At 48.6% G+C, this 23,237-nt stretch carries 27 protein-coding genes; 26 read left to right on the forward strand and 1 reads right to left on the reverse strand.

Translation table 11 applies throughout. The features are described from left to right. Positions 1-130 precede the first annotated feature (130 nt). The 8 genes from leuD (at position 131) to ACSHWX_RS11730 (ending at position 5,089) form a co-directional block, all read left to right on the forward strand. Complete coding sequence (gene leuD, locus ACSHWX_RS11695; RefSeq protein WP_435668405.1) at positions 131-739, forward strand: 3-isopropylmalate dehydratase small subunit; 609 nt, start codon at positions 131-133, stop codon at positions 737-739. 111 nt (positions 740-850) lie between these two features. Beyond that, a complete protein-coding gene (locus ACSHWX_RS11700; RefSeq protein WP_435668406.1) occupies positions 851-1,240 on the forward strand; it encodes a RidA family protein in 390 nt (129 codons plus the stop codon). An 85-nt stretch (positions 1,241-1,325) separates the two neighbouring features. Continuing rightward, complete coding sequence (locus tag ACSHWX_RS11705) at positions 1,326-1,757, forward strand: hypothetical protein (RefSeq protein WP_435668407.1); 432 nt, start codon at positions 1,326-1,328, stop codon at positions 1,755-1,757. A gap of 83 nt (positions 1,758-1,840) precedes the next feature. Then, positions 1,841-2,938 carry a 3-isopropylmalate dehydrogenase gene (gene leuB / locus ACSHWX_RS11710; protein ID WP_435668408.1) on the forward strand — a complete coding sequence of 366 codons (1,098 nt, stop codon included), beginning with the start codon at positions 1,841-1,843 and terminating at the stop codon, positions 2,936-2,938. Positions 2,939-3,096: 158 nt separating this feature from the next. Beyond that, entirely contained in the window at positions 3,097-3,219 is a 123-nt protein-coding gene (locus tag ACSHWX_RS11715; protein WP_435668409.1) for a hypothetical protein, read from the forward strand. A 95-nt stretch (positions 3,220-3,314) separates the two neighbouring features. Beyond that, positions 3,315-4,352, forward strand: coding sequence for an aspartate-semialdehyde dehydrogenase (locus ACSHWX_RS11720; protein WP_435668410.1), 1,038 nt, complete (start codon positions 3,315-3,317; stop codon positions 4,350-4,352). After that, the gene (locus ACSHWX_RS11725) at positions 4,353-4,649 is read left to right on the forward strand and encodes a YciI family protein (RefSeq protein ID WP_435668411.1); all 297 of its coding nucleotides are present in this window, start codon (positions 4,353-4,355) and stop codon (positions 4,647-4,649) included. It begins immediately after the preceding gene. Next, on the forward strand, positions 4,646-5,089 hold the full coding sequence (locus ACSHWX_RS11730; protein WP_435668412.1) for an N-acetyltransferase family protein: 444 nt from the start codon (positions 4,646-4,648) through the stop codon (positions 5,087-5,089). The genes ACSHWX_RS11725 and ACSHWX_RS11730 overlap by 4 nt, the downstream gene beginning before the upstream one ends. Here ACSHWX_RS11730 and ACSHWX_RS11735 read toward each other — a convergent pair. Further along, entirely contained in the window at positions 5,086-5,733 is a 648-nt protein-coding gene (locus ACSHWX_RS11735) for a carbonic anhydrase (RefSeq protein WP_435668413.1), read from the reverse strand. The two genes, ACSHWX_RS11730 and ACSHWX_RS11735, sit on opposite strands and share 4 nt — an antisense overlap. Positions 5,734-5,860: 127 nt before the next feature. On the opposite strand from ACSHWX_RS11735, the gene ACSHWX_RS11740 reads away from it, so the two are divergent. The 18 genes from ACSHWX_RS11740 to lpdA all read left to right on the forward strand — a co-directional run bounded on the left by ACSHWX_RS11740 (position 5,861) and on the right by lpdA (position 23,226). Then, entirely contained in the window at positions 5,861-6,067 is a 207-nt protein-coding gene (locus tag ACSHWX_RS11740; protein ID WP_435668414.1) for a DUF1737 domain-containing protein, read from the forward strand. Between the two features lie 186 nt (positions 6,068-6,253). Further along, positions 6,254-6,628 (forward strand): succinate dehydrogenase, cytochrome b556 subunit, encoded by a 375-nt coding sequence (gene sdhC, locus ACSHWX_RS11745; RefSeq protein ID WP_435668415.1) that lies wholly within the window; start codon positions 6,254-6,256, stop codon positions 6,626-6,628. A gap of 19 nt (positions 6,629-6,647) precedes the next feature. After that, positions 6,648-7,028: a succinate dehydrogenase, hydrophobic membrane anchor protein gene (sdhD, locus tag ACSHWX_RS11750; protein ID WP_435668416.1), complete on the forward strand. Its 381-nt coding sequence runs from the start codon at positions 6,648-6,650 to the stop codon at positions 7,026-7,028. A 6-nt stretch (positions 7,029-7,034) separates the two neighbouring features. After that, a complete protein-coding gene (sdhA, locus tag ACSHWX_RS11755; RefSeq protein ID WP_435668417.1) occupies positions 7,035-8,840 on the forward strand; it encodes a succinate dehydrogenase flavoprotein subunit in 1,806 nt (601 codons plus the stop codon). Positions 8,841-8,850: 10 nt separating this feature from the next. Further along, complete coding sequence (locus tag ACSHWX_RS11760; RefSeq protein WP_435668418.1) at positions 8,851-9,363, forward strand: AprI/Inh family metalloprotease inhibitor; 513 nt, start codon at positions 8,851-8,853, stop codon at positions 9,361-9,363. A 3-nt stretch (positions 9,364-9,366) separates the two neighbouring features. Further along, a complete protein-coding gene (locus tag ACSHWX_RS11765; RefSeq protein WP_435668419.1) occupies positions 9,367-9,810 on the forward strand; it encodes a DUF3052 domain-containing protein in 444 nt (147 codons plus the stop codon). 18 nt (positions 9,811-9,828) lie between these two features. Then, entirely contained in the window at positions 9,829-10,605 is a 777-nt protein-coding gene (locus tag ACSHWX_RS11770; RefSeq protein ID WP_435668420.1) for a succinate dehydrogenase iron-sulfur subunit, read from the forward strand. 74 nt (positions 10,606-10,679) lie between these two features. After that, entirely contained in the window at positions 10,680-11,162 is a 483-nt protein-coding gene (locus ACSHWX_RS11775) for a DUF2059 domain-containing protein (protein ID WP_435668421.1), read from the forward strand. 11 nt (positions 11,163-11,173) lie between these two features. Next, complete coding sequence (locus tag ACSHWX_RS11780; RefSeq protein WP_435668422.1) at positions 11,174-11,401, forward strand: hypothetical protein; 228 nt, start codon at positions 11,174-11,176, stop codon at positions 11,399-11,401. Positions 11,402-11,569: 168 nt separating this feature from the next. Continuing rightward, positions 11,570-12,199, forward strand: coding sequence for an AprI/Inh family metalloprotease inhibitor (locus ACSHWX_RS11785; RefSeq protein WP_435668423.1), 630 nt, complete (start codon positions 11,570-11,572; stop codon positions 12,197-12,199). After that, positions 12,199-13,353, forward strand: a complete 1,155-nt coding sequence (gene zapE / locus ACSHWX_RS11790) for a cell division protein ZapE (protein WP_435668424.1) — start codon at positions 12,199-12,201, stop codon at positions 13,351-13,353. The genes ACSHWX_RS11785 and zapE overlap by 1 nt, the downstream gene beginning before the upstream one ends. A gap of 135 nt (positions 13,354-13,488) precedes the next feature. Further along, entirely contained in the window at positions 13,489-14,451 is a 963-nt protein-coding gene (gene mdh / locus ACSHWX_RS11795) for a malate dehydrogenase (protein ID WP_435668425.1), read from the forward strand. 47 nt (positions 14,452-14,498) lie between these two features. Then, positions 14,499-15,695 carry an ADP-forming succinate--CoA ligase subunit beta gene (gene sucC / locus ACSHWX_RS11800; protein ID WP_435668426.1) on the forward strand — a complete coding sequence of 399 codons (1,197 nt, stop codon included), beginning with the start codon at positions 14,499-14,501 and terminating at the stop codon, positions 15,693-15,695. A gap of 3 nt (positions 15,696-15,698) precedes the next feature. Then, positions 15,699-16,070: a cupin domain-containing protein gene (locus ACSHWX_RS11805; protein WP_435668427.1), complete on the forward strand. Its 372-nt coding sequence runs from the start codon at positions 15,699-15,701 to the stop codon at positions 16,068-16,070. A gap of 8 nt (positions 16,071-16,078) precedes the next feature. Then, positions 16,079-16,984, forward strand: coding sequence for a succinate--CoA ligase subunit alpha (gene sucD, locus ACSHWX_RS11810; protein WP_435668428.1), 906 nt, complete (start codon positions 16,079-16,081; stop codon positions 16,982-16,984). A 160-nt stretch (positions 16,985-17,144) separates the two neighbouring features. After that, positions 17,145-20,126 carry a 2-oxoglutarate dehydrogenase E1 component gene (locus ACSHWX_RS11815; protein WP_435668429.1) on the forward strand — a complete coding sequence of 994 codons (2,982 nt, stop codon included), beginning with the start codon at positions 17,145-17,147 and terminating at the stop codon, positions 20,124-20,126. A gap of 48 nt (positions 20,127-20,174) precedes the next feature. Then, positions 20,175-21,707 (forward strand): 2-oxoglutarate dehydrogenase complex dihydrolipoyllysine-residue succinyltransferase, encoded by a 1,533-nt coding sequence (gene odhB / locus ACSHWX_RS11820; protein WP_435668430.1) that lies wholly within the window; start codon positions 20,175-20,177, stop codon positions 21,705-21,707. Positions 21,708-21,822: 115 nt separating this feature from the next. After that, positions 21,823-23,226 carry a dihydrolipoyl dehydrogenase gene (lpdA, locus tag ACSHWX_RS11825; RefSeq protein WP_435668431.1) on the forward strand — a complete coding sequence of 468 codons (1,404 nt, stop codon included), beginning with the start codon at positions 21,823-21,825 and terminating at the stop codon, positions 23,224-23,226. Positions 23,227-23,237: the final 11 nt, after the last annotated feature.

Genomic DNA, 23,237 nt, shown 5'->3' on the forward strand with positions numbered 1-23,237 from the left:
CTCTCCGGTCAAATATTTTTTCTGGCATCTAGGCACTTTTTGCGCACTGATTCAACGGTTCATTCACGGGGATGGCTTGACGCTTGTGCGAGGCTGGGGCATTGAAGGGCTGAATTATAAGGATATGCAAATGGACAAGTTTACCAATTTGACAGGTGTTGCCGCACCATTGCCGTTGATCAATATCGATACGGATATGATCATTCCAAAGCAGTATCTAAAAACCATCAAACGCACGGGCTTGGGTAAAGCGTTGTTTGCGGAAATGCGTTTTGAAGAAGATGGTGTGACCGAGAAGCCAGAATTTGTGCTCAATAAGGACGCGTATCGTAACGCGTCTATCATTGTTGCAGGTGACAATTTTGGCTGCGGTTCCAGTCGGGAACATGCGCCATGGGCGCTTAAAGATTTTGGCATTCGCTGTGTGATTTCCACTAGCTTTGCGGACATCTTTTACAATAACTGCTTTAAAAACGGTATTTTGCCCGTTGTGGTCACCGAAGAACAATTGGCAGCGTTGCTTGATGATGCTGATCGTGGTTCTAACGCGACCATCACAGTTGATTTGGAAGGCCAAACCATTTCCGGCCCGGACGGGGGCACAATTAGCTTTGATATTGACCCGTCGCGCAAAACTGCGCTGCTTGAAGGTTTGGACGATGTGGGGATCACTATGGCAAAGGGTGATGCGATTGCAGGCTTTGAAGATAAAGTTGGTACTGAGCGACCCTGGATTTAGTATCTGGTTTTGTCTAAATCGATGAATTCGAAGGCGGCGCATTGCGTCGCCTTTTTTGTTTTGGAGCATATGCGTTCAGTTCAGAAGTTGAGCGCAATTTTGGAGGATAAAATGGCTGTTGTGAAAATTTCTACTGGTTCGCCATTTGAAAAAGCGGCGGGCTATTCTCGTGCGATAAGAGATGGCGACTGGGTGCATGTTGCGGGTACAACAGGCTATGATTACGCGACAATGGTGATGCCTGACAGTGTGGCGGAACAGGCCGAAAATTGTTTTACGACAATTGCAGCGGCACTTGAGGAAGCAGGATCTTCGCTTAAAGACGTCGTGCGGGCACGCTATTACATTACAGACCCAAGTTTTGCTGAAGCGGTGTTTGGTGTGACCGGTAAATATTTTGGCGATGTTCGCCCTGCCGCCACTATGGTGGTTTCAGGCTTAATCAAACCCGAGATGAAAATTGAAATTGAAGTAACCGCCCGAATTGGGGCTGGTGACTAGCCCGCAACTCAGGTGAGGCGAATTGTCGTTTGTTTGAATTCTCGAATTAATATACGATGGCGTATGTTTTGACGAGGATTTGGAAATGTTGTTCATTTTTGCGGCGATTGTCGATCTAATTTTATTTATCTTGCATGTGGCTGCGATTTTCATCGGCGCGCCAGCCTATCTGTTCTTGCGTGCTGGAAAACGGATGGCTAAGGCGGACCAAGATGGCGAACGTTGGCCGGCCGTGCTTACGGGGTTCGTTTCCACGGTGTTTTTATTGTGGGCGTTGATTTGCTTTTGGGCGAGCACGCAAAATGCGTTTGCAGATTGGGCCCGATATTTGGTTGTTGCCATTGGGTTGGTGTTCATTTTGCGCGGCGGCGCTATCGCATTCCAATTTATGGGTGTGACGACGTTTTCGGATGGTGAAAAGCCCCAGCCAAGAGATTTTATCTTTTCAGCCTGTGCAATCTGCATCGGCTTGCTGCATTTAGGTGCCGTGTTCGCCCAAGGTTTGGCTAGAATTTAGACGGTTTTGACGTGCAAAGCCTTGTCAGGCGCAAGTACTAAGCGTAGCAAAGCCCCAAATTCGTAAATTTAGGACAGCAGATCATGGCAAAGCAAAATCTATTATTGTTGCCCGGCGACGGGATTGGCACTGAAATTATGGTTGAGGTGGAAAAGCTAATTGCCCACCTTAATTCAACTGGCCAAACAGACTTTGACTATGATTCTGGCCTAGTTGGTGGCTGCGCGTATGACGCACATGGGGCAGCAATTTCGGATGCAGACATGGAAAAAGCGCTAGCGGCAGATGCGGTGATCTTTGGTGCTGTTGGCGGACCGAAATGGGATGATGTTCCTTACGAAGCGCGGCCAGAGGCTGGACTTCTTCGCTTGCGTAAAGATTTGGGTCTTTTTGCAAACCTGCGCCCGGCGATTTGTTATCCGGCTTTGGCTGATGCGTCTTCTTTGAAAAAAGAGATTGTAGAAGGTTTGGATATTTTGATCGTGCGGGAATTAACCGGTGGGGTTTATTTCGGCGAGCCGAAGGAAATCATTGATCTAGGTGATGGGCAAAAGCGGGCGATTGATACGCAAGTCTATGACACTTACGAAATTGACCGGATTGCGCGGGTTGCCTTTGAACTGGCACGGACGCGGGACAATCGTGTGTCGTCAGCTGAAAAACGCAACGTGATGAAGTCTGGCGTATTGTGGCATGAAGTTGTGACACAAATTCATGCCGCTGATTATGCTGATGTTAAATTGGATCATATTTTAGCGGACAATTGCGCGATGCAATTGGTGCGCAATCCCAACCAGTTTGATGTGATTGTAACGGACAATTTGTTTGGTGATATTTTGTCTGATGCAGCTGCGATGCTAACGGGTTCTCTGGGCATGTTGCCCTCTGCTTCACTTGGGGCGCAAGACGCAACAACGGGCAAGCGCAAAGCGATGTATGAACCTGTACACGGTTCTGCGCCTGATATTGCTGGCCAAGGCATGGCGAACCCGATTGCGATGATTGCAAGCTTTGCGATGGCGTTGCGCTATTCATTTGAAATGATTGAGTTGGCCGATAAAGTCGAGGCTGCGATCGCCGCTGTGTTGGATGACGGCTTGCGCACTGGAGACATTATGCAGGCGGGCGGGAAGAAAGTTACCACTGCTGAAATGGGTGATGCGATTATCGCTAAACTTTAAAATATGCTGATTGAATTGATGAAATGGGGTCGGAAATCGGCCCCATTTTTGTTTGGGTAAAGCAACACGGAACTGTTCTTGGCCAATGTGTTATTGACTCTTAAAGTTTTGCCTATAGAAATGGCAAAGTTATTTTTTGAACAATGTGTGAGCATTTGATGCGCTTAGTTGTGAAAACTGCGATGAAGATGAAAACCATGCCAACTTTTCGTGGCGTGGCCAAAGCATTTGATGCACCAACACTTGGAACAACAAAAAAGACCACCACCAAAACCGTTTAACCGTCTTCCCTGGGCTTTCCCCCGACAGGGTGGAGGGTCAAAGCGACGGCCGCAACCTTGGTTGCGCGGGGGGTGAAGACAAGGATCAAACGATTATGGGTTATAGGGTAGCGGTTGTCGGCGCGACAGGTAATGTCGGTCGCGAAATGCTTTCAATTTTGGCTGAACGCGGTTTCCCCGCAGATGAAGTGATTGCGATTGCTTCATCCCGTTCTGTAGGGCGCGAAGTGACATTTGGCGATAAAACGCTCAAATGCAAAGATTTGCAGCATTTTGATTTCACCGGCGTTGATTTTGCGTTCATGTCCGCAGGCGGCTCCATTTCGGAAAAATGGGCACCAAAAATTGGCGCGCAGGGCTGTATCGTCATCGATAATTCCTCCGCATGGCGCTACCATCAGGATGTGCCACTGATTGTGCCAGAAGTGAACGGCGACGTGCTCAACACTTATATGGCCAAAAACGATCGCATGAACATTATTGCCAACCCAAACTGTTCAACTGCTCAATTGGTTGTGGCGCTTAAGCCTTTGCATGATTTTGCAAAAATCAAGCGGATTGTTGTGTCGACTTATCAGTCTGTTTCAGGCTCTGGCAAAGAAGCCTCAGAGGAGTTGTGGAATCAAACTAAAGGTGTGTTCGTCACAGACTTACCAACACCTTCTGTTTTCACAAAACAAATCGCGTTTAATGTGATCCCACACATCGATGTCTTCATGGAAGATGGTTACACCAAGGAAGAGTGGAAGGTTTTGGCTGAAACTAAAAAAATGCTCGACCCGAAAATCAAAGTGACGTGTACCGCCGTGCGTGTGCCCGTATTTGTTAGCCATTCGGAAGCCGTGAATATCGAATTTGAAAACGAGATCACTGCGGATGAAGCGCGAAATATTTTGCGCGAAGCACCCGGTGTTGCTGTCATTGATAGCCGCGAAGATGGGGGATATATCACCCCGGTTGAAGCTGCTGGTGAAGACGCGACATATGTGAGCCGAATTCGCGAAGATGCAACGGTTGAAAACGGTTTGAATATCTGGGTTGTTTCAGACAATCTGCGTAAGGGCGCGGCGCTGAATACCATTCAGATCGCTGAGAGCATCATCGAACGTGGATTGATGACGAAGGCTGCTTAAATGGGTGTTTGGATCGCCATTTTTGAAGACAAGCCAAATACGCAGCATTTGTTCGATGAGAACAAAGCTGCGCATTTGGTTTATTTGGCGGCGCACAAGTCTTATGTGAAATTTGCGGCTGGTCTTTGTAAGAACCAAGGCGATCCGTCTTACGGTGGCATGTGGATTATTGAAGCGGATAGCCGCAACGCGGCGGCTAAAATTTGCGAAAATGATCCGTTTTTCACGTCGGGCCGCCGAAACGGCTACCGTTTGGCTGCGGCGCACATCGCACCAGGTTTTGAGGACGCAATTTGACCATCGAATTGCGTGCGGCCGATGCTCGCGACATTGATGAGATCGCAGCATTGTTTTTGCGGTCCCGTCAGGTTGTGTTGCCGTTTTTGCCTATCCTTCATTCCGCACAGCAAGATCGTGCGCACATGCGTGATATGTTGGAACGCGGCATTATCAATGTTGCAACGCTTGATCAAAAAATTGTTGGGTTTCTTGTCGACCTTGATGGTTGGATCGCACATCTTTACCTGGATCCGGATTTTTTGCGTCAGGGAATCGGCGAAATGCTATTGGCCGAGGTCAAGCGGCGACGCAAGACATTGGAGTTATGGTGCTTCCAACAAAACTGGGCCGCCCGCTCTTTTTATGAAAAGAACGGTTTTATCTGCGTTCGCGAAACCGATGGGGACAATGAAGAAAAGCTCCCTGATCGGCTTTATCGTTGGCAGAAGGAAACTTAATTTGTTTCAGGGCGCGTGAAGTCGCCTGTTTCCCCGTCCATCACCCAAAGCTCTGCACTGGAAATATCAAACCAAGCGCCGTGAAGATTGAGTTTTCCTTCTTCAGCAAGAGCGCTGATATAAGGAAATGTGCGCAGGCTTTTGATCGATTGGCGTACACCCACCCGTTCAAGCGCGGTCTGGCGTTCACCTTCGGTCATGATGCCGGCGGCAGCAACTTGCTCAGCCACAGGGCCGAGTTGGCTCATCCATTTGCCGATAAAGTCACCTTCATCAAGTTTATTGCCATCTGCAGCAGAAAGTGCGGCTTGAATGCCCCCGCATCTGCCATGGCCCATGACCACGATGTTGGATACGCCAAGGCCTTTTACCGCAAACTCAATGGCGGCAGAGGTGGAGTGATGACGTCCATCAGGCGCATATTGGGGCACCAAATTGGCCACATTGCGCACCACGAATAGCTCTCCGGGATTTGCGCTGAAAATCATTTCAGGCGCAGCGCGGCTATCGCAACAGGCAATAATCATGGTTGAAGGGTGTTGACCTTTGTCGGCCAAGTCGCGGATATTTTCACGTTCGTTTTGGAAACGGCCATCTATAAATTCGCGATAGCCATTGAGCAATTTTGTCGGAAAGCTTTTCATAGCTTTTCGAATACATGCAAATGTAGCTTTTTACAATGTGCGAAATGATCGACCTGCCATGCAAATTTGTAATGGCTCACGAAATATGCCATTGGCAGGCAATGGAATTTGTTCAAGGAACAGGCAAGTGAAGATTTATCGTTTCATTACCAACAATGACGACGCCCAATTTTGTAAACGCGTTGCCAAGGCGTTAACTGAGGGTTGGGAATTGTATGGTGAACCAAAATACACGTTTGACGCCGCACAAAATGTGATGCGTTGCGGTCAAGCTGTGACAAAAGAGGTTGCTGATCAGCCATTTGATATGGACAAAGCCTTGACAGATTATTGAGTGTTGGGGCAACTGGCATAGAGTTAACTTTTGTTTACCCATAGGTAAGCTAAGGTCGCTCAACTTTAGAACTAGGCCGTATTCTTTGACGAATCTCAAATTGAACGGTACATATTTCACGCCTGAATGTGCGCTAAAGAACGCATTTGCGGGTGCAACGCAAAAAGATTAAGAGGCCCTGTCGCAATGGCTGAACCAAATCGCCCTCTCTCTCCGCACCTAATGATCTATAAATATGAGATCACCATGGTGATGTCGATTGTCCATCGAATTACTGGCACTGCGCTTTATTTTGGCACGGCGTTGGTTGCGTGGTGGTTTGCGGCCGCCGCTATTGGTGATGGCGCCTTTGATTTGGCGCAGAGCTTTTTCAATCACTGGTTTGGGCGCTTCATTTTGCTTGGTTACACATGGTCTTTGTTTCACCATATGTTGGGTGGCTTGCGCCATTTTGTCTGGGACATGGGCAAGGGCTATGGTGAAGAGCGCTATTTGATGGGCTGGCTGACGCTTGGCGGTTCAGTTTTGCTGACGGCCATTGTTTGGCTTTTTCTAATATAGAACCTTTGGGGGTCTCAATATGAGTTTTCGTACGCCGCTAAGTCGGGTAACGGGCCTTGGTTCTGCCAAGGAAGGCACCCAGCATTTTTGGGTTCAACGTATGAGCGCGGTGGCCAATGTGCCGCTTATGCTTTTTTTCGTTTGGTTAGTTATCAGCTTGATTGGTGCTGATCGGGCAGAAATGCTTGCGATATTTTCCAATCCTTTTATTGCTGCTGCCACGATTTTGATGATCGTGAGTGCAACCGTTCATATGCGGTTGGGGCTACAAGTGGTGATTGAGGATTATGTACAAGATCACAGCATCAAACTGTTGTTGGTTCTTTTAAACTATTTCTTTTCATATGGCGTTGCTGCTGTTGCAGTTGTTTCGCTTCTTAAACTCAGTTTCGGGAGCTAAGAGCTGATGGCACGCAAAGGCAATTACGAAATAATTGATCACGCATTTGATGTGGTGGTTGTTGGTGCTGGTGGCGCTGGGTTGCGCGCAACGCTTGGTATGGCCGAACAAGGTTTGCGCACCGCATGTATTTCAAAAGTGTTTCCAACACGCTCGCACACGGTCGCGGCGCAGGGTGGCATTGCGGCTTCTTTGAGCAATATGGGGCCTGATAGCTGGCAGTGGCATATGTATGACACGGTCAAAGGCTCAGACTGGCTTGGGGATAATGACGCGATGGAGTATCTCGCGCGGGAAGCTCCGGCTGCGGTTTATGAATTGGAGCATTATGGCGTTCCATTCTCGCGGACCGAAGAAGGTAAGATCTACCAACGTCCGTTTGGTGGTCATATGCAAAACTTTGGCGACGGCCCCCCGGTACAGCGCACATGCGCCGCTGCTGACCGGACAGGTCACGCGATTTTGCACACGCTTTATGGGCAATCTTTGCGCAACAATGCAGAGTTTTTCATCGAATATTTCGCCACAGATTTGCTGATGAGTGAAGACGGCGAATGTATCGGGGTTATCGCTTGGAAACTTGACGATGGCACCATTCACCGCTTCCGCGCCAAACAAACTGTTTTGGCAACAGGCGGGTATGGTCGTGCTTATTTCTCTGCAACATCGGCCCACACCTGCACAGGTGATGGTGGCGGGATGGTTGCACGGGCTGGTTTGCCGCTTCAGGATATGGAATTTGTTCAGTTCCACCCAACCGGCATTTACGGTGCGGGTGTGTTGATTACAGAAGGCGCACGGGGCGAGGGTGGCTATGTCACCAACTCCGAAGGCGAGCGCTTTATGGAGCGTTATGCGCCAAACGCGAAAGACCTTGCGTCCCGTGATGTTGTCTCGCGTTGCATGACAATGGAAATTCGCGAAGGTCGCGGTGTTGGTCCGAACAAAGATCACATCCATTTGCACCTAGATCACCTTGACCCTGCGGTGTTGGCAGAACGTTTGCCGGGCATTACCGAAAGCGCGAAAGTTTTTGCGGGTGTTGATCTGACCCGTGAGCCGATCCCGGTTATTCCAACAGTTCACTATAATATGGGCGGCATTCCGACCAATTATTGGGGCGAAGTGCTGAACCCTACAGCGGATGATAGCGAGGCAGTGGTGCCGGGCTTGATGGCCGTGGGTGAAGCGGGTTGTGCGTCGGTGCATGGGGCGAACCGTTTGGGTTCAAATTCACTGATTGATTTGGTGGTATTTGGTCGTGCGGCGGCGATTAAAGCTGGCAAGGTGGTTGATGCGGCTGCGCCAGTTCCTTCGGTTAATCCTGCAAGTGAAGAAAAAGCTTTGGATCGTTTGGATCGTTTGCGTTACGCGGATGGCGGCACACCAACGGCCGCTTTGCGCGACAAGATGCAGCACACGATGCAAGAAGATGCGGCTGTGTTTAGAACCGAAGAAACATTGCAATCAGGCGTGAAGCGCATGACTGCGATTTTCAAAGAGATGTCAGACGTTAAAGTTCATGACCACTCCATGATTTGGAATACGGATTTGGTGGAAACGCTTGAACTTGAAAACCTGATGGCGAACGCTGTGACAACGGTTGTTTCGGCAGAAGCGCGTCACGAAAGTCGCGGTGCCCATGCGCGTGAAGATTATCCTGATCGGGATGATAAGGTTTGGCGCAAGCACACAATTTCTCGGTTGAGCGAAAATGGTGATGTGGAGTTAAGCTATCGGGGTGTTCATACGAAGCCGCTAACTAAGGACGTCGATCTTAAAAAGATCGCGCCCAAAGCACGGGTTTACTAGGAGCCGGATTATGGGACGGATTTGGATTGCGTTTTTAGGGTTGATGTTGTGGGCAGGCTTAAGTGCCTGCACAACAACTGAGGCACCTGAAGGCACACAGCGTGTTGAAACGTGGTCGTCCAATTCCACATGGGTTGATGGCAAAAAGGTAACAACTAATTCCCATAAAGTCGGGTTTGAAAAACTGCCAGAACAAACAAAGCCGTTTGATTTTGGTGGACCGTGGCACATTCAAGACTATGACGATGAAAAAAGTGGCAACCGTCACTGCTATGTGGATCTAAAATCGGCAAAATTGGGCACTTACAACTATGCCTTTAGAACAATTGCAGAATGTCATCTTGAAATGGCTCATATCGCGGCATGGCGCCCTACGGGTAGCACAGTTGGTGATGTGATCATTTTGGTCGATAAGTCGGGCACCAATATTGGTGAGTTCGACAAGGTTAATAAAAGCCTTTATCGAGGCGTCATTACGCTGACAAACGGTGCTGTCGTCAAAGCCCATTTGAAACGGTGGTAAGATTTGGCGGAACAGGCTGGATATTCTGGAACGCCACTACCCAAGAAGCTTGGGCTGAAAGATGGGCAACGAATATTGTTTGTTGATCTGCCCAACCAACAAACGGAATTATGCGAAGCGCGGCAATTCATTGAATTGGTTCAAATTAGTTGGAATGAGTTGGGTGGGCTTAAAAAAGGGTTTGATGTGATCCACGGGTTCACTAAATCCCAAGCCGATTTAAACGGCCAAATGGAACATTTGCAAAGCCTTATTGTTCCAGATGGCATGATATGGATTTCGTGGCCAAAGAAGGCGGCGAAAATTGAAACAGATATCACCGAAGATGTGGTGCGCGCCAAGGCGCTGACCCTTGATTTGGTGGATGTAAAAGTTTGTGCAGTTGATGCGGTTTGGTCGGGCTTAAAACTCGTTATCCGCAAAGAAAGACGGCACTTACATGGATAATATTGGGAGCTCCAGCTGATGGTACAACTGACCCTGCCTAAAAACTCGCAGCCGACTAAAGGCAAGATTTGGCCAAAACCAACTGGCGAAAATGTGCGTGAGTTCCATATTTACCGCTTCGACCCGGATAGCGGCGATAACCCTCGGATCGACACGTTTTTTGTCGATCTTGATGATTGTGGCCCGATGGTTCTGGATGCGCTTTTGTACATCAAGGACAACATTGATCCGACTTTGACGCTGCGGCGCTCCTGTCGTGAAGGTATTTGTGGGTCATGCGCGATGAATGTTGGCGGCATGAACACGTTGGCTTGCACAAAAGGCATGGACGAGTTTAAAGGCGCGATCCCGATTTATCCGTTGCCGCACTTGCCTGTGGTTAAGGACTTGGTGCCTGATCTTACGAACTTTTACGCACAGCATCGCTCCATTGAGCCTTGGTTGAAAACCAAGTCACCTGAGCCTCAGTCTGAATGGTTGCAGTCCCATGGGGATCGCGCCAAGCTGGATGGACTTTATGAGTGTATTCTTTGCGCATGTTGCTCAACCTCCTGCCCAAGTTACTGGTGGAATGGAGATCGCTACTTAGGCCCAGCTGTTTTGCTGCAAGCCTATCGTTGGTTGATCGATAGTCGTGACGAAGCGACGGGTGAGCGGCTTGATGATTTGGAAGATCCATTCCGCCTTTATCGCTGCCATACCATTATGAACTGCGCCAATACTTGTCCTAAAGGTTTGAACCCAGCGAAGGCGATTGGCGAGATTAAAAAGATGATGGTTGAACGACGCGTTTAGGTTGACCATTTTTTGAGATTAGCTATTTAGAAAAGGTCGCCGCGTTGTGCGACCTTTTTTTAAGGGACAAATTTATGAGACTTTTGTTTGGGTTTTTGATTTTAGTTTTGTCTGTTGGCAACGCATTTGCCGATGATGTGTCACGCAAGCAACTTGCCGCGGATATTGTGGACTTGACGACAACCGGTGCTTTAGTTGACCAAATGGCTGGGGCAATTTGGCCAACGCTTGAGGCCAGCATTTTGGCCAAGAACGAAAATGTCAGTGACGAAGCTTTAGCTGCAATGAAGAGTGAATATATCGAACTCAATCGAGGTTTAATTGTTTCTCTTACGGGCACTGTTACTGAGTTTTATGCTGAAAACTACACAGAAGACGAGTTGAAAGAATTGATGGATTTCTATCGCTCGCCAGTGGGTAAAAAGACACTTGAGATCACCCCAAAGCTAATGGGTGAAATTTTTCCCGGTATGATGGCGAAAATCCAACAAGACATTCCGGTGATGATGGAAAAATTCAAGAAGTTGGCGAAAGAAAAAGGCATTATAGTTGGCTAAGGATTTTATTGATGGGTGTTAAAACCATTATCACGGTTGAGGACGTCGCTTATGCGCGCGTCCTTATTCCCGCACTAAAGGGACATGGGTTTCATCCGATTGAGGGCACCGATATCGGTGTTTCGGGTATGGGTGGCATGGCCGGGCCGGGGGGTATCTCGATTCAAGTGCCCGAAGACGAAGCAGACGACGCCAAAATTTTGGCAGAGGCGCTTTTGGCCGATATTATGGAAAAATAGCGTCTAACGGACAAAAATCGCCCGTTTTAGGTTGGTTCGGTAGACGATTGCCGTACGTTTGCCACAATCTTTGGGGCACAACGCACACTTGAAACTTTCCGGAGTTGATGGGGCCTTAAGAAATTTTCTTTAAGTTGGCCCAGCTATTATCTCAAAAGGGATGAATTGATGAAATTTGTGGTTAAACCGTTCATGTTCAGCAGTGTGATGTGCGCGCTGATGGTTCTTGCTGCATGCACGTCAACTTCGTCTCGTTTTGGTTCGCGGACCACTCGATCTTCGCAGCCGCCAGAACAATTGACGCCGGTAAATAGCGGATCAGTGAATAAATCATCATTGCCACCAGTTGGCGGCGCGTCTTCGACGCAAACCGCATCAAATGGTGACCCAACCTTCACAGAGGGCCGGATTGATGGCGGCGCTGAAAACTTATTTGGCGATAGTGATCCATCATTTGTTTCGCTGGATGATTTGGACACCAACACGAATGTTGCTGGTCGTAATCTAACCGGGCCCCTGACAGTACTAAAATTGCTAGGTGTTTGGACCGTGCAGAGCGGTGAAAACACTTGCCGGCTTAATCTGACCCAATCAGCAAAAGGCTCAACGGGCCGTTATCGTGCATCTTCGCCGGGTTGTATTGTGCCTGCGGTTGCTGCTGTGAGCTCATGGCAGCTTGCAGGCAACCAAGTTCAATTGTTCAATGAAGCTGGCCAACTTATTGGTGCATTGCTGCAAAATGGCGATCGTTTCGTTGGCACAATGGTCGGTGGTCAAGGCATTTCGATGGTTGGCTAATGAGCGTTCAGCCTGACATTGTTCAATTGCAAGATACAAATGGCAGTGTCGGGGCGGCCTACAGTCAACTCATAGATGATGGGGTGCTGCACCCCGATCAGCAACAAGCCAAATGTGTGCAAGCCCTGGACAGGGTGCGCATGGCTTTAGATGTCGAAAAACCACCAACATCATTCATTTCAAAACTATTTGGTCGGCAAGCGGAACAATCCATCAAAGGCCTTTATATCTGGGGCGATGTAGGGCGTGGCAAGACCTTGTTGATGGATATGTTTTTTGAAGCGGTGAAGGAGCCCAAAAAGCAACGTGTGCATTTCCATGAGTTTATGGACGAAGTACATAATCGAATTTCCGCATTTCGCAAAAGTGACGATGCTGAAAAGACCGGTGATCCGATCCCCTATGCGGTTGAGCCCATCATCGCATCTGTAAAGCTTTTGTGTTTTGACGAATTTCACGTCAACGATATTACAGATGCGATGCTGTTGAAGCGGTTGTTCGAAAAACTATTTGAAGCCGGTATTGTGGTGGTGGCAACCAGCAATGTTGTGCCAGATTTGCTGTATAAAAACGGACTTAACCGGCAACTGTTTTTGCCGTTCATTGATTTGCTGCTCAACCACGCAGAAGTGCTTAATTTGGCATCGGACACGGACTATCGTCGTCAAAAACTGGAAGCTCAGCCGGTTTATTTCTTTGGACCAGAAAACGAAACCCGTGAGGGCATTGATCAGGCGTGGAATACGCTGACAGGGGGGGTGGAGGCCGCTCCCAAGGTGGTTGATTTGATGGGACGGGATTTCGTCGTCCATCGCCATTTTACGGGCGCGGTGCGATTCGGGTTTAAAGAGCTTTGCGAAGCGCCATTGGGCGCGCGCGACTATTTGCGGCTCTCCCATCACTTTCATACTTTTGTGATCGAGGGTGTGCCTCGGTTTGATCGGGCCCGGTCGGATGCGGCCAAAAGGTTCATTTTGCTGATCGATACGCTATATGATCGCGGGGACAAGCTGGTCGCCTCGTTTGAAATGCAATTGGATGCGTTAAGCCTTGATGATAAAACAGCTTTTGAGTTTCAACGCACCATATCGCGTTTAATCGAAATGCAGTCCAAGGACTATCTAGCTGCCCCACGTAAAGATGCAGCTGAATAGCGGTTCATCAACCATCACTTTCCAATTCCCGAAATCGCGTGTTTTGTTAGACGAACGGGTCACTTGCGTGTGCGAAACTATGGGGGTAAGGAAGGTCAGGATTTATCTCACTTTACCTATAGGGAAACTTCATACATGGCTCGCAAAAAAATTGCCTTGATCGGTGCAGGTCAAATCGGTGGCACGCTGGCGCATCTGGCGGCTTCAAAGGAACTTGGTGATGTTGTTTTGTTCGACATTGTTGACGGCGTTCCACAAGGCAAAGCGCTCGATCTTTCGCAAACTTCGCCAGTAGATGGCTTTGACAGCAAACTAAAAGGCACGTCTGAATATAAAGACATTGCTGGTGCTGACGTTGTGGTTGTAACCGCTGGTGTGCCGCGCAAGCCGGGCATGAGCCGTGATGATTTGTTGGAAATCAACCTAAAAGTCATGGAGCAAGTTGGCGCGGGTATCGCGAAATATGCCCCTGATGCTTTTGTGATCTGTATCACCAACCCGCTAGATGCGATGGTTTGGGCATTGCAGCGTTTTTCTGGTTTGCCAGCGAATAAAGTTGTGGGCATGGCCGGGGTTTTGGACAGCTCGCGTTTCCGTCACTTCATTGCTGATGAGTTCGATGTTTCCATTAAAGACGTTACCGCATTTGTTATGGGCGGGCATGGCGACACAATGGTGCCGCTGACACGCTATTCATCAGTTGCAGGTATTCCGCTAACTGACCTTGTGAAAATGGGTTGGATCACTAAAGAGCGTTTGGAAGAAATCGTTCAGCGCACACGCGATGGCGGTGCAGAAATTGTTGGACTGCTTAAAACGGGTTCTGCGTTTTACGCACCAGCTGCATCAGCGATTGCAATGGCAGAAAGCTATTTGAAAGACCAGAAGCGCGTACTTCCTTGTGCGGCTTATCTTAAAGGTGAGTTCGGCGTTAAGGGAATGTATGTGGGTGTTCCTGTAGTACTTGGCGCGAATGGTGTTGAACGGATTGTTGAAGTTTCATTGAGTAAGGCAGAACAAGGCCAATTTGATAAGTCAGTTGGCTCAGTTGAAGGTCTTGTTGAAGCTTGTAAGAAGATCGCACCAAAACTGGCGTAAACAAACGCATCATAGAACAATATCGCTAACCAAAGTGGAGTGACGCGATGAACATTCATGAATATCAGGCCAAGAAACTATTGGCCTCCTTTGGTGCGCCGATCGCCAAAGGTATTCCTATCTTTTCTAAAGATGAAGCCAAAGCAGCAGCTGAAGAACTTGGTGGCCCATTGTGGGTTGTTAAAAGCCAAATTCATGCTGGTGGCCGTGGTAAAGGCAAGTTCAAAGAACTTCCAGAAGACGCCAAAGGCGGCGTTCGTTTGGCATTTTCAATGGACGAAATGCAGTCCCACGTTGATGAAATGTTGGGCAAAACACTGGTGACCAAGCAAACTGGCCCTGCTGGTAAGCAAGTCAACCAATTGTATATCGAAGATGGCGCAGACATTGAGCGCGAGCTTTATCTTTCTGTTCTTGTTGATCGTACAACTGGCCGCGTGGCATTTGTTGTTTCAACAGAGGGTGGCATGGATATTGAAGCGGTTGCAGAAGCAACCCCTGAGAAAATCCACACTTTGCCAATCGATCCAGATGCGGGCGTTACTGCTGACGATGCTGCAAAAATCTGCGCTGCGTTGGAGCTAGATGGTGTTGCCAAAGATGACGGGATGAACCTTTTCCCCATTCTTTACAAAGCATTCCTTGAAACTGACATGGCAATGTTGGAAATCAACCCGCTGATCGTTATGAAAGACGGTCGTTTGCGCGTGTTGGATGCCAAAGTTTCATTCGACAATAACGCTATGTTCCGTCATCCGGATATCGCCAAATTGCGCGATCTTACCGAAGAAGACGAAAAAGAGATTGAAGCAAGTAAATATGATCTTGCCTATATCGCTTTGGACGGCACGATCGGTTGTATGGTGAACGGCGCTGGTTTGGCGATGTCGACGATGGACATCATCAAATTGTACGGCGAAGAGCCTGCAAACTTCCTAGATGTTGGTGGCGGCGCGAACGCTGAAAAAGTTACAGCAGCGTTTAAGATCATTACAGCAGATCCAAGTGTTAAGGGAATCTTAGTGAACATTTTCGGCGGTATTATGCGCTGTGATGTGATTGCGGAGGGTGTTCTTACGGCCGTTAAAGAAGTGGGGCTTCAAGTGCCGCTTGTTGTTCGGTTGGAAGGCACTAAAGTAGCCGAAGGCAAAAAGCTCATTTCTGAGAGCGGCCTGAACGTTATTCCGGCGGATGACCTTGATGATGCAGCGCAAAAAATTGTTGCTGCAGTGAAGGGATCGTAATTCGTGCCACCAAGAAAAATCAATTTGGTTTCTGCTGCGAATGAGAAAATCGAACAAGTATTCGATCCTCATATTGCTGGTGATATCAATGAAAGTCAGGTCAAAATTGCAAAATTTGGCGCTGAATTTGATTGGCATTCCCATGAGAACGAAGATGAAGGTTTCTTGGTATTGAGCGGCCGTATTGCCATCGACTTTAGAGATGGCGCGGTCGAACTTGGTGAAGGTGATTTTTTGGTGGTGCCAAGGGCTGTTGAACACAGACCTCGTTCACTATCCCACGAACCTGTTGTTTTGATGGTTGAACCTTCAACCACTCTCAACACGGGCAATGCGGATAGCGAACTTACGGTTACCGACCTCAAACGACTTTAGGATAAAGCATGTCTATTCTGATAAACAAAGACACGAAAGTCTTGGTGCAAGGGCTAACCGGTAAAACCGGAACGTTCCACACTGAGCAAGCGCTTGCCTATCATGGCACGCAAATGGTTGGCGGTACGCACCCTAAAAAGGGTGGCGAAAAGTGGACCTCTGGCGTTGATGGCACTGAACTGCCCATTTTTACGACCGTTGCAGAAGGCAAAGAGCAAACAGGTGCAAATGCATCTGTGATCTATGTGCCCCCTGCTGGTGCGGCATCTGCTATTTTGGAAGCGATTGAAGCTGAAGTTGAGCTTATCGTTTGTATTACTGAAGGCGTGCCCGTGTTGGACATGGTGAAAGTAAACGCGGCTTTGGCGAAATCAAACTCACGTTTGATCGGCCCGAACTGCCCAGGCGTTTTGACACCTGAAGAATGTAAAATCGGCATTATGCCGGGTAACATTTTCCAAAGAGGCTCTGTGGGTATCGTTTCACGCTCAGGTACACTGACCTATGAAGCGGTGTTCCAAACCACAAATGCAGGTCTTGGACAGACGACAGCTGTTGGTATTGGTGGTGACCCGGTTAAGGGCACTGAATTTATTGATATGCTTGAAATGTTCTTGGCGGATGATGCGACTGAAAGTATCATCATGATCGGCGAAATTGGCGGATCTGCAGAAGAAGATGCGGCCCAGTTCATCATGGACGAAGCTAAAAAGGGTCGCTCTAAGCCAATGGCTGGCTTTATTGCGGGTCTTACTGCGCCTCCAGGCCGTACGATGGGTCACGCTGGTGCGGTTATTTCTGGCGGCAAAGGTGGCGCTGAAGACAAAATCGCGGCGATGGAAGCAGCGGGCATTAATGTCAGCCGTTCTCCAGCTAAAATTGGTGAAACCCTTCTGAATGTTTTGAAGGGCTAACAAACATTATTGCGTGCGGGATTAGCGTTAATCAAAACATAACGCCTCGCACGCGATACTGAATGACGATCATCGGCATTGTGCCGGTTTGTTTAATGCCTTCTCAGATTGAAGGCATTTGGATTAGGGGACGACGAGGCCACTCCTCGCCAGGCAAGTCATGACACGACAAGAACAGAACTCTGCGTTTCTGCTCACATCCTTCCTTGACGGAGGCAATGCGGGCTATATCGAAGAGCTATATGCGAAATTTCAAGAAAACCCCGCCAATGTTGACGAGACATGGCGGTCTTTTTTTGGCTCATTGGATGATGATGCAAAAGACGTTATCAAAAGCGCACAGGGCCCTTCATGGGCACGAAAAGATTGGCCACGACCAGAAAGCGGCGATCTTGTATCTGCGCTGGATGGCGATTGGGGCGATCTTGAAAAGCGGGCAGTTGATGCCGTCGCGAAGAAAGCGATAACGACCGGGCAGGATTTAACATCTGAGGATGTGCAACAGGCCACCCGCGATTCGATCCATTCGATCATGATGATCCGCGCTTATCGTATGCGCGGCCACTTGCATGCTGACCTTGATCCGCTTGGTATCGCCGTTTTGGAAAGCGCACCAGAGCTTGACCCAGCCAGTTATGGTTTCACGCCAAAGGACTATGATCGAAAGATCTTCATCGACAATTATCTAGGCCTTGAATACGCGACCATCCCTGAGATGATCGATATTTTAAAGCGGACATATTGTTCGACCTTTGCGATTGAGTTCATGCATATTTCCGACCCCGAAGAAAAAGGTTGGTTGCAGGAGCGTATCGAGGGACCGGACAAGGAAATCGCCTTTTCCAAAGAAGGTCGTATTGCGATTTTGAAAAAGCTAATCGAAGCCGAGGGTTTTGAGAAGTTTCTGGATGTTAAATATACCGGCACGAAACGATTTGGCCTTGATGGTGGCGAAAGCCTTATTCCGGCGCTTGAACAAATCATCAAACGCGGTGGCGCGTTGGGTGTTAAAGACATCGTTTTGGGCATGGCCCACCGTGGACGTTTGAATGTTTTGACCCAAGTTATGGGTAAAAAGCACCGGGCGCTGTTCAACGAATTTAAAGGTGGCTCTGCCGTTCCAGATGATGTTGAGGGTTCTGGGGATGTGAAATATCACCTTGGGGCTTCAGCTGACCGCGAATTTGACGACAATAAAGTTCACTTGTCACTGACCGCGAACCCTTCACATCTTGAGATTGTGAACCCAGTGGTTTTGGGCAAAGCCCGTGCCAAACAAGATCAGCACAATGCCGAAAATGGTATTTTCGTTCCACCTAAAGAAACTGACAGATCTTCTGTGTTACCGCTCTTATTGCATGGTGATGCGGCATTTGCTGGCCAAGGGGTGGTTGCTGAGTGTTTTGGTCTATCTGGCCTTAAGGGACACCGAACTGGCGGATCGATCCACTTTGTGATCAACAACCAAATTGGCTTTACAACAGCGCCGAAAAATTCTCGTTCTTCGCCATATCCTACAGACGTTGCGAAAATGATCGAAGCGCCGGTATTGCACGTGAATGGCGATGACCCAGAGGCAGTTGTTTTTGCCGCAAAGATCGCGATTGAATTCAGACAAAAATTCAGAAAACCAGTTGTGATCGACATGTTCTGCTATCGTCGTTTTGGGCATAATGAGGGGGATGAACCTTCCTTCACGCAGCCTGAAATGTACAAAAAAATTCGGGCTCATCGCTCAACCCTTGAGATCTATTCAGATCGCTTGGTCAAAGAGGGTGTGCTTAGCGCTGACGAAGTTGAAAAGCTGGTTGGTGATTGGCGCACTCATCTGCAGGGTGAGTTTGATGCTGGTGACGAATATAAGCCAAACAAAGCCGACTGGATGGATGGGGCGTGGAAAAACCTATCAATGGCCGAAGATGGTGCCCGTCGCGGCAAGTCTGGCGTTGAGATGGATAAGTTGCTGCAAGTTGGCAACAAGATAACCGAAGTGCCTGAAGGCTTTAGTGCCCATAAGACCATCAAACGTTTCATGAATAATCGCCGCAAGGTGATTGAGGCGGGTGAAGGCGTGGATTGGGCGTTGGCAGAAGCATTGGCATTTGGCTCATTGGTCAATGAGGGCCATCCTGTTCGATTGTCAGGTCAAGATTGCGAGCGCGGCACGTTTTCGCAGCGTCACACAGTGATCCATGATCAAGAAAATGGCGCGCAGTTTACCCCATTGAACAATATCGATCCGGGTCAAGCACGTTACGAAGTTATCAATTCGATGCTTTCCGAAGAAGCAGTGCTTGGTTTTGAATATGGCTATTCGCTTACGGAGCCGAACGCCTTGACCATATGGGAAGCGCAGTTTGGTGACTTTGTGAACGGCGCACAGGTCTTGATCGATCAGTTCATTTCATCTGGCGAACGCAAATGGCTGCGCATGTCTGGTTTGGTGCTTTTGTTGCCCCATGGTTATGAAGGCCAAGGGCCTGAACACTCATCAGCCCGAATGGAGCGTTATTTGCAGCTTTGTGCAGAAGACAATATGCAAGTAGCGAACTGTACGACACCGGCGAACTATTTCCACATTTTGCGCCGTCAGCTCAAACGTGATTTCCGTAAGCCATTATTGTTGATGACGCCGAAATCATTGCTGCGCCATAAACGTTGTGTTTCAACGTTGGAAGAATTGGGTGCTGACAGCACATTCCACCGTCTGTTGTGGGATGATGCGGAAACGCCAAACGGCAAAACTGAGATTAAGCTGCAAGCGGATGAGAAAATTCGCCGGGTTATTCTTTGTTCAGGTAAGGTATATTTCGACCTGCTTGAAGACCGTGAAAAGCGTGGTGTTGATGACGTTTATCTGATGCGTTTGGAACAGCTTTATCCGTTCCCAGCCAAAGCATTGCACGACGAACTTTCGCGCTTCAAAAATGCAGAAGTTATTTGGTGCCAAGAAGAGCCTAAAAATATGGGGTCTTGGGCGTTTATCCAACCTTATGTTGAATGGGTTCTTGAGCAAATGGATCGCGCAGGCGAACGTCCGCGTTATGTTGGACGTGCTGCCTCGGCTTCAACTGCAACGGGTTTGATGCGTACCCATTTGGCGCAGCTTCAAGCCTTCTTGGATGAAGCGTTTGCCGAGTAGGGTTTAGGCCCTAATTGACGAAGAGAATTTTAGATAGGAATTCGATGTATGTCAGTTGATATTCGAGTGCCCACCCTTGGTGAAAGCGTTGTGGAAGCTACGATTGGGCAATGGTTCAAAAAAGTCGGCGATGTCGTAGAGGCAGACGAGCCGGTGGTTGAACTTGAAACCGATAAGGTTACGATTGAAGTACCCGCGCCATCGGGTGGCATTTTGGAAGCGATTAGCTTTTCTGAAGGCGAAACGGTGGAAGTTGGCGCGCTTATTGGCGCCATAGCAGCAAGTGGTGACCCGGTGGCACCAAAGGCTGATGATCATGATGAACAAGAAACAAGCGAGGCCGCAATGGCGAGCGAAGACAAAAATGATGCAGCTCCAATAGATATTTTGGTTCCAGCCGCTGGCGAATCTGTGGTGGAAGCCGATGTTGGCGAATGGTTCAAAAAAGTTGGCGACAAAGTTGCTGCCGACGAAGCAATTGTTGAACTTGAAACCGACAAAGCCGCGATGGATGTGCCATCGCCGGTTTCTGGCACATTGATTGAAATCGTTGCCAATAGCGGTGACACCGTTGAGGTTGGCGCTGTGCTGGCGCGTGTTCAGCCGGGCGAAGGTGGTGCTGCAAGTGTTGCTGCATCAACTCCAGCACCTGCTACACAAGCTGAGGCACCAAAGGCTGACGGCGGAGATATGCCACCAGCACCATCAGCGGCAAAAATGATGGCTGAAAAAAACATCAACGCAAACGATGTTGATGGTTCTGGTAAACGCGGTCAGGTTCTAAAGGGCGATGTGATTGCAGCGGCAGCGAACATTGGGTCTACAGCGGTTGCGAAAACCGCAGCGGCACCGGCTCGTGCGGCCTCAAGTGCAGAAGATGCGCCACGCGAAGAACGGGTCAAAATGACCCGTTTGCGCCAAACCATCGCAACACGCCTAAAAGACGCGCAAAATACAGCGGCCATGTTGACCACTTTCAACGAAGTCGACATGAAGCCGGTCATGGACTTGCGTAAGTCCTACAAAGACTTGTTTGAGAAAAAACATGGTGTGAAACTTGGCTTTATGGGCTTTTTCACTCGCGCTGTTTGCCATGCGTTGAAGGAAATTCCAGCTGTAAATGCCGAAGTTGACGGCAAAGACCTCGTGTATAAAAACTATGCTCACATCGGTGTGGCCGTGGGCACAGACAAGGGCTTAGTTGTTCCTGTTGTGCGCGACGCTGACCAAATGTCAATCGCAGAGGTTGAGCAAGAAATTGGTCGTTTGGGTCGCTCAGCACGTGACGGTAAATTGTCGATGGCTGACATGCAGGGCGGCACGTTCACCATTTCAAATGGTGGCGTTTATGGCTCGCTTATGTCGACGCCAATTCTAAATGCACCACAGTCGGGCATTTTGGGCATGCATAAAATTCAGGAACGTCCAGTGGTTGTGAACGGTGAAATTGTTATTCGCCCGATGATGTATTTGGCACTTTCCTATGATCACCGAATCGTTGACGGCAAAGAAGCGGTGACGTTCTTAGTGCGCTTAAAAGAAAGCTTAGAAGACCCACAGCGTTTGGTTTTGGATCTCTAGCAATAATTGGGCGCGCGACCTGATGGGTTTGCGCGCCAATTCTATCACTTCGTAAATTAGAATAGAGCGAAACAACTCGCCAATTTAAACAGGTTTATCTTCTTAAGAGGCTATTATGTCGGACAAATTTGATCTCACCTTTATCGGAACTGGCCCAGGCGGTTATGTGGGCGCTATTCGCGCGGCTCAATTGGGCTTGAAAGTTGCGGTTGTTGAAAAACGTGCAACCCATGGCGGTACGTGTTTAAATATTGGCTGTATCCCGTCAAAAGCCTTGTTGCATGCCTCGGAGCTTTTTGAAGAAGCCAGCCATACATTTGCTAAACTGGGCATTGATGTCGATCCAAAATTGGATCTGGGCAACATGCTTAAGCATAAAGACGACACGGTCACGTCCAACACAACGGGCATTGAATACTTGTTGAAGAAAAACAAGATTACAGCGTTTCACGGCTTGGGCAAAATCGAAGCACCGGGCAAGGTAAAAGTGACGGCTGAGGATGGATCTGACCAAGTTATTGAGACCACGAATATCGTGATCGCAACGGGTTCAGATTCAGCGAACCTTCCGGGCATTGAAATTGACGAACAACGTGTTGTTTCTTCAACTGGTGCGTTGGAGCTAAAAGAAGTTCCCAAGAAGATGTTGGTCGTTGGCGCCGGGGTAATCGGGCTTGAATTGGGTTCTGTTTGGGCGCGATTGGGCGCAGAAGTCACTGTCGTTGAATTCCTTGATCGGATTTTGCCGGGCATGGATGGCGAAATTGCCAAAAACTTCCAGCGTACGTTGAAGAAGCAGGGCTTCAAGTTCAAACTTGGCACCAAGGTCACCAGTGTTGATAAATCTGGTGATGTGCTTAAGGCAACTGTTGAGCCTGCTGCGGGTGGTGACAGCGAAGAAATTGAGGCAGATGTCATTCTTGTCGCGATTGGTCGTACGCCATATACGCAAGGTCTTGGCCTTGAAGAGGTTGGTGTTGAACTGGACCAACGAGGTCGGGTGAAAACGGATGCGCACTATAAATCAAACGTTGATGGTATTTATGCGATTGGCGACGTGATTGTTGGCCCGATGTTGGCCCACAAAGCGGAAGACGAAGGCGTTGCCATTGCTGAAATTTTGGCGGGACAAGCTGGTCACGTTAATTATGGTGTGATCCCGGGTGTTGTTTACACAAATCCAGAAGTTGCTTCTGTCGGTCAAACCGAAGAAGAAGTGAAAGACGCAGGCATTGAATATAAAGTTGGTAAGTTCAACTTTACGGCAAATGGCCGGGCCAAAGCGATGCTTGCCACCGATGGTTTTGTGAAAATTATCGCAGACAAAAACACAGACCGTGTTCTTGGGGCTCATATTATCGGCAAAGGGTCCGGCGAGTTGATCCATGAGTTGGCTGTTTTGATGGAGTTTGGCGGTTCGGCTGAAGATTTGGCCCGAACATGCCATGCACACCCAACAATGTCAGAAGCTGTTCGTGAAGCGGCGATGGGCTGTGGAGATGGCACAATTCATATGTAACAGAGCTTTGC

Origin of the sequence: Maritalea sp., from assembly GCF_051251695.1 — a bacterium.
GTDB lineage: Bacteria > Pseudomonadota > Alphaproteobacteria > Rhizobiales > Devosiaceae > Maritalea.

Coding starts and splice junctions, on each gene's coding strand:
- ACSHWX_RS11725 (WP_435668411.1), top strand. CDS start 4,353: ATGGGTGTTTGGATCGCCATTTTTGAAGACAAGCCAAATACGCAGCAT.
- ACSHWX_RS11760 (WP_435668418.1), top strand. CDS start 8,851: ATGGGACGGATTTGGATTGCGTTTTTAGGGTTGATGTTGTGGGCAGGC.
- ACSHWX_RS11715 (WP_435668409.1), top strand. CDS start 3,097: ATGCGCTTAGTTGTGAAAACTGCGATGAAGATGAAAACCATGCCAACT.
- mdh (WP_435668425.1), top strand. CDS start 13,489: ATGGCTCGCAAAAAAATTGCCTTGATCGGTGCAGGTCAAATCGGTGGC.
- ACSHWX_RS11815 (WP_435668429.1), top strand. CDS start 17,145: ATGACACGACAAGAACAGAACTCTGCGTTTCTGCTCACATCCTTCCTT.
- sdhC (WP_435668415.1), top strand. CDS start 6,254: ATGGCTGAACCAAATCGCCCTCTCTCTCCGCACCTAATGATCTATAAA.
- ACSHWX_RS11775 (WP_435668421.1), top strand. CDS start 10,680: ATGAGACTTTTGTTTGGGTTTTTGATTTTAGTTTTGTCTGTTGGCAAC.
- ACSHWX_RS11785 (WP_435668423.1), top strand. CDS start 11,570: ATGAAATTTGTGGTTAAACCGTTCATGTTCAGCAGTGTGATGTGCGCG.
- sdhA (WP_435668417.1), top strand. CDS start 7,035: ATGGCACGCAAAGGCAATTACGAAATAATTGATCACGCATTTGATGTG.
- zapE (WP_435668424.1), top strand. CDS start 12,199: ATGAGCGTTCAGCCTGACATTGTTCAATTGCAAGATACAAATGGCAGT.
- odhB (WP_435668430.1), top strand. CDS start 20,175: ATGTCAGTTGATATTCGAGTGCCCACCCTTGGTGAAAGCGTTGTGGAA.
- sucD (WP_435668428.1), top strand. CDS start 16,079: ATGTCTATTCTGATAAACAAAGACACGAAAGTCTTGGTGCAAGGGCTA.
- ACSHWX_RS11700 (WP_435668406.1), top strand. CDS start 851: ATGGCTGTTGTGAAAATTTCTACTGGTTCGCCATTTGAAAAAGCGGCG.
- ACSHWX_RS11735 (WP_435668413.1), bottom strand. CDS start 5,733: ATGAAAAGCTTTCCGACAAAATTGCTCAATGGCTATCGCGAATTTATA.
- sdhD (WP_435668416.1), top strand. CDS start 6,648: ATGAGTTTTCGTACGCCGCTAAGTCGGGTAACGGGCCTTGGTTCTGCC.
- ACSHWX_RS11770 (WP_435668420.1), top strand. CDS start 9,829: ATGGTACAACTGACCCTGCCTAAAAACTCGCAGCCGACTAAAGGCAAG.
- leuD (WP_435668405.1), top strand. CDS start 131: ATGGACAAGTTTACCAATTTGACAGGTGTTGCCGCACCATTGCCGTTG.
- sucC (WP_435668426.1), top strand. CDS start 14,499: ATGAACATTCATGAATATCAGGCCAAGAAACTATTGGCCTCCTTTGGT.
- ACSHWX_RS11720 (WP_435668410.1), top strand. CDS start 3,315: ATGGGTTATAGGGTAGCGGTTGTCGGCGCGACAGGTAATGTCGGTCGC.
- ACSHWX_RS11780 (WP_435668422.1), top strand. CDS start 11,174: ATGGGTGTTAAAACCATTATCACGGTTGAGGACGTCGCTTATGCGCGC.
- leuB (WP_435668408.1), top strand. CDS start 1,841: ATGGCAAAGCAAAATCTATTATTGTTGCCCGGCGACGGGATTGGCACT.
- ACSHWX_RS11705 (WP_435668407.1), top strand. CDS start 1,326: ATGTTGTTCATTTTTGCGGCGATTGTCGATCTAATTTTATTTATCTTG.
- lpdA (WP_435668431.1), top strand. CDS start 21,823: ATGTCGGACAAATTTGATCTCACCTTTATCGGAACTGGCCCAGGCGGT.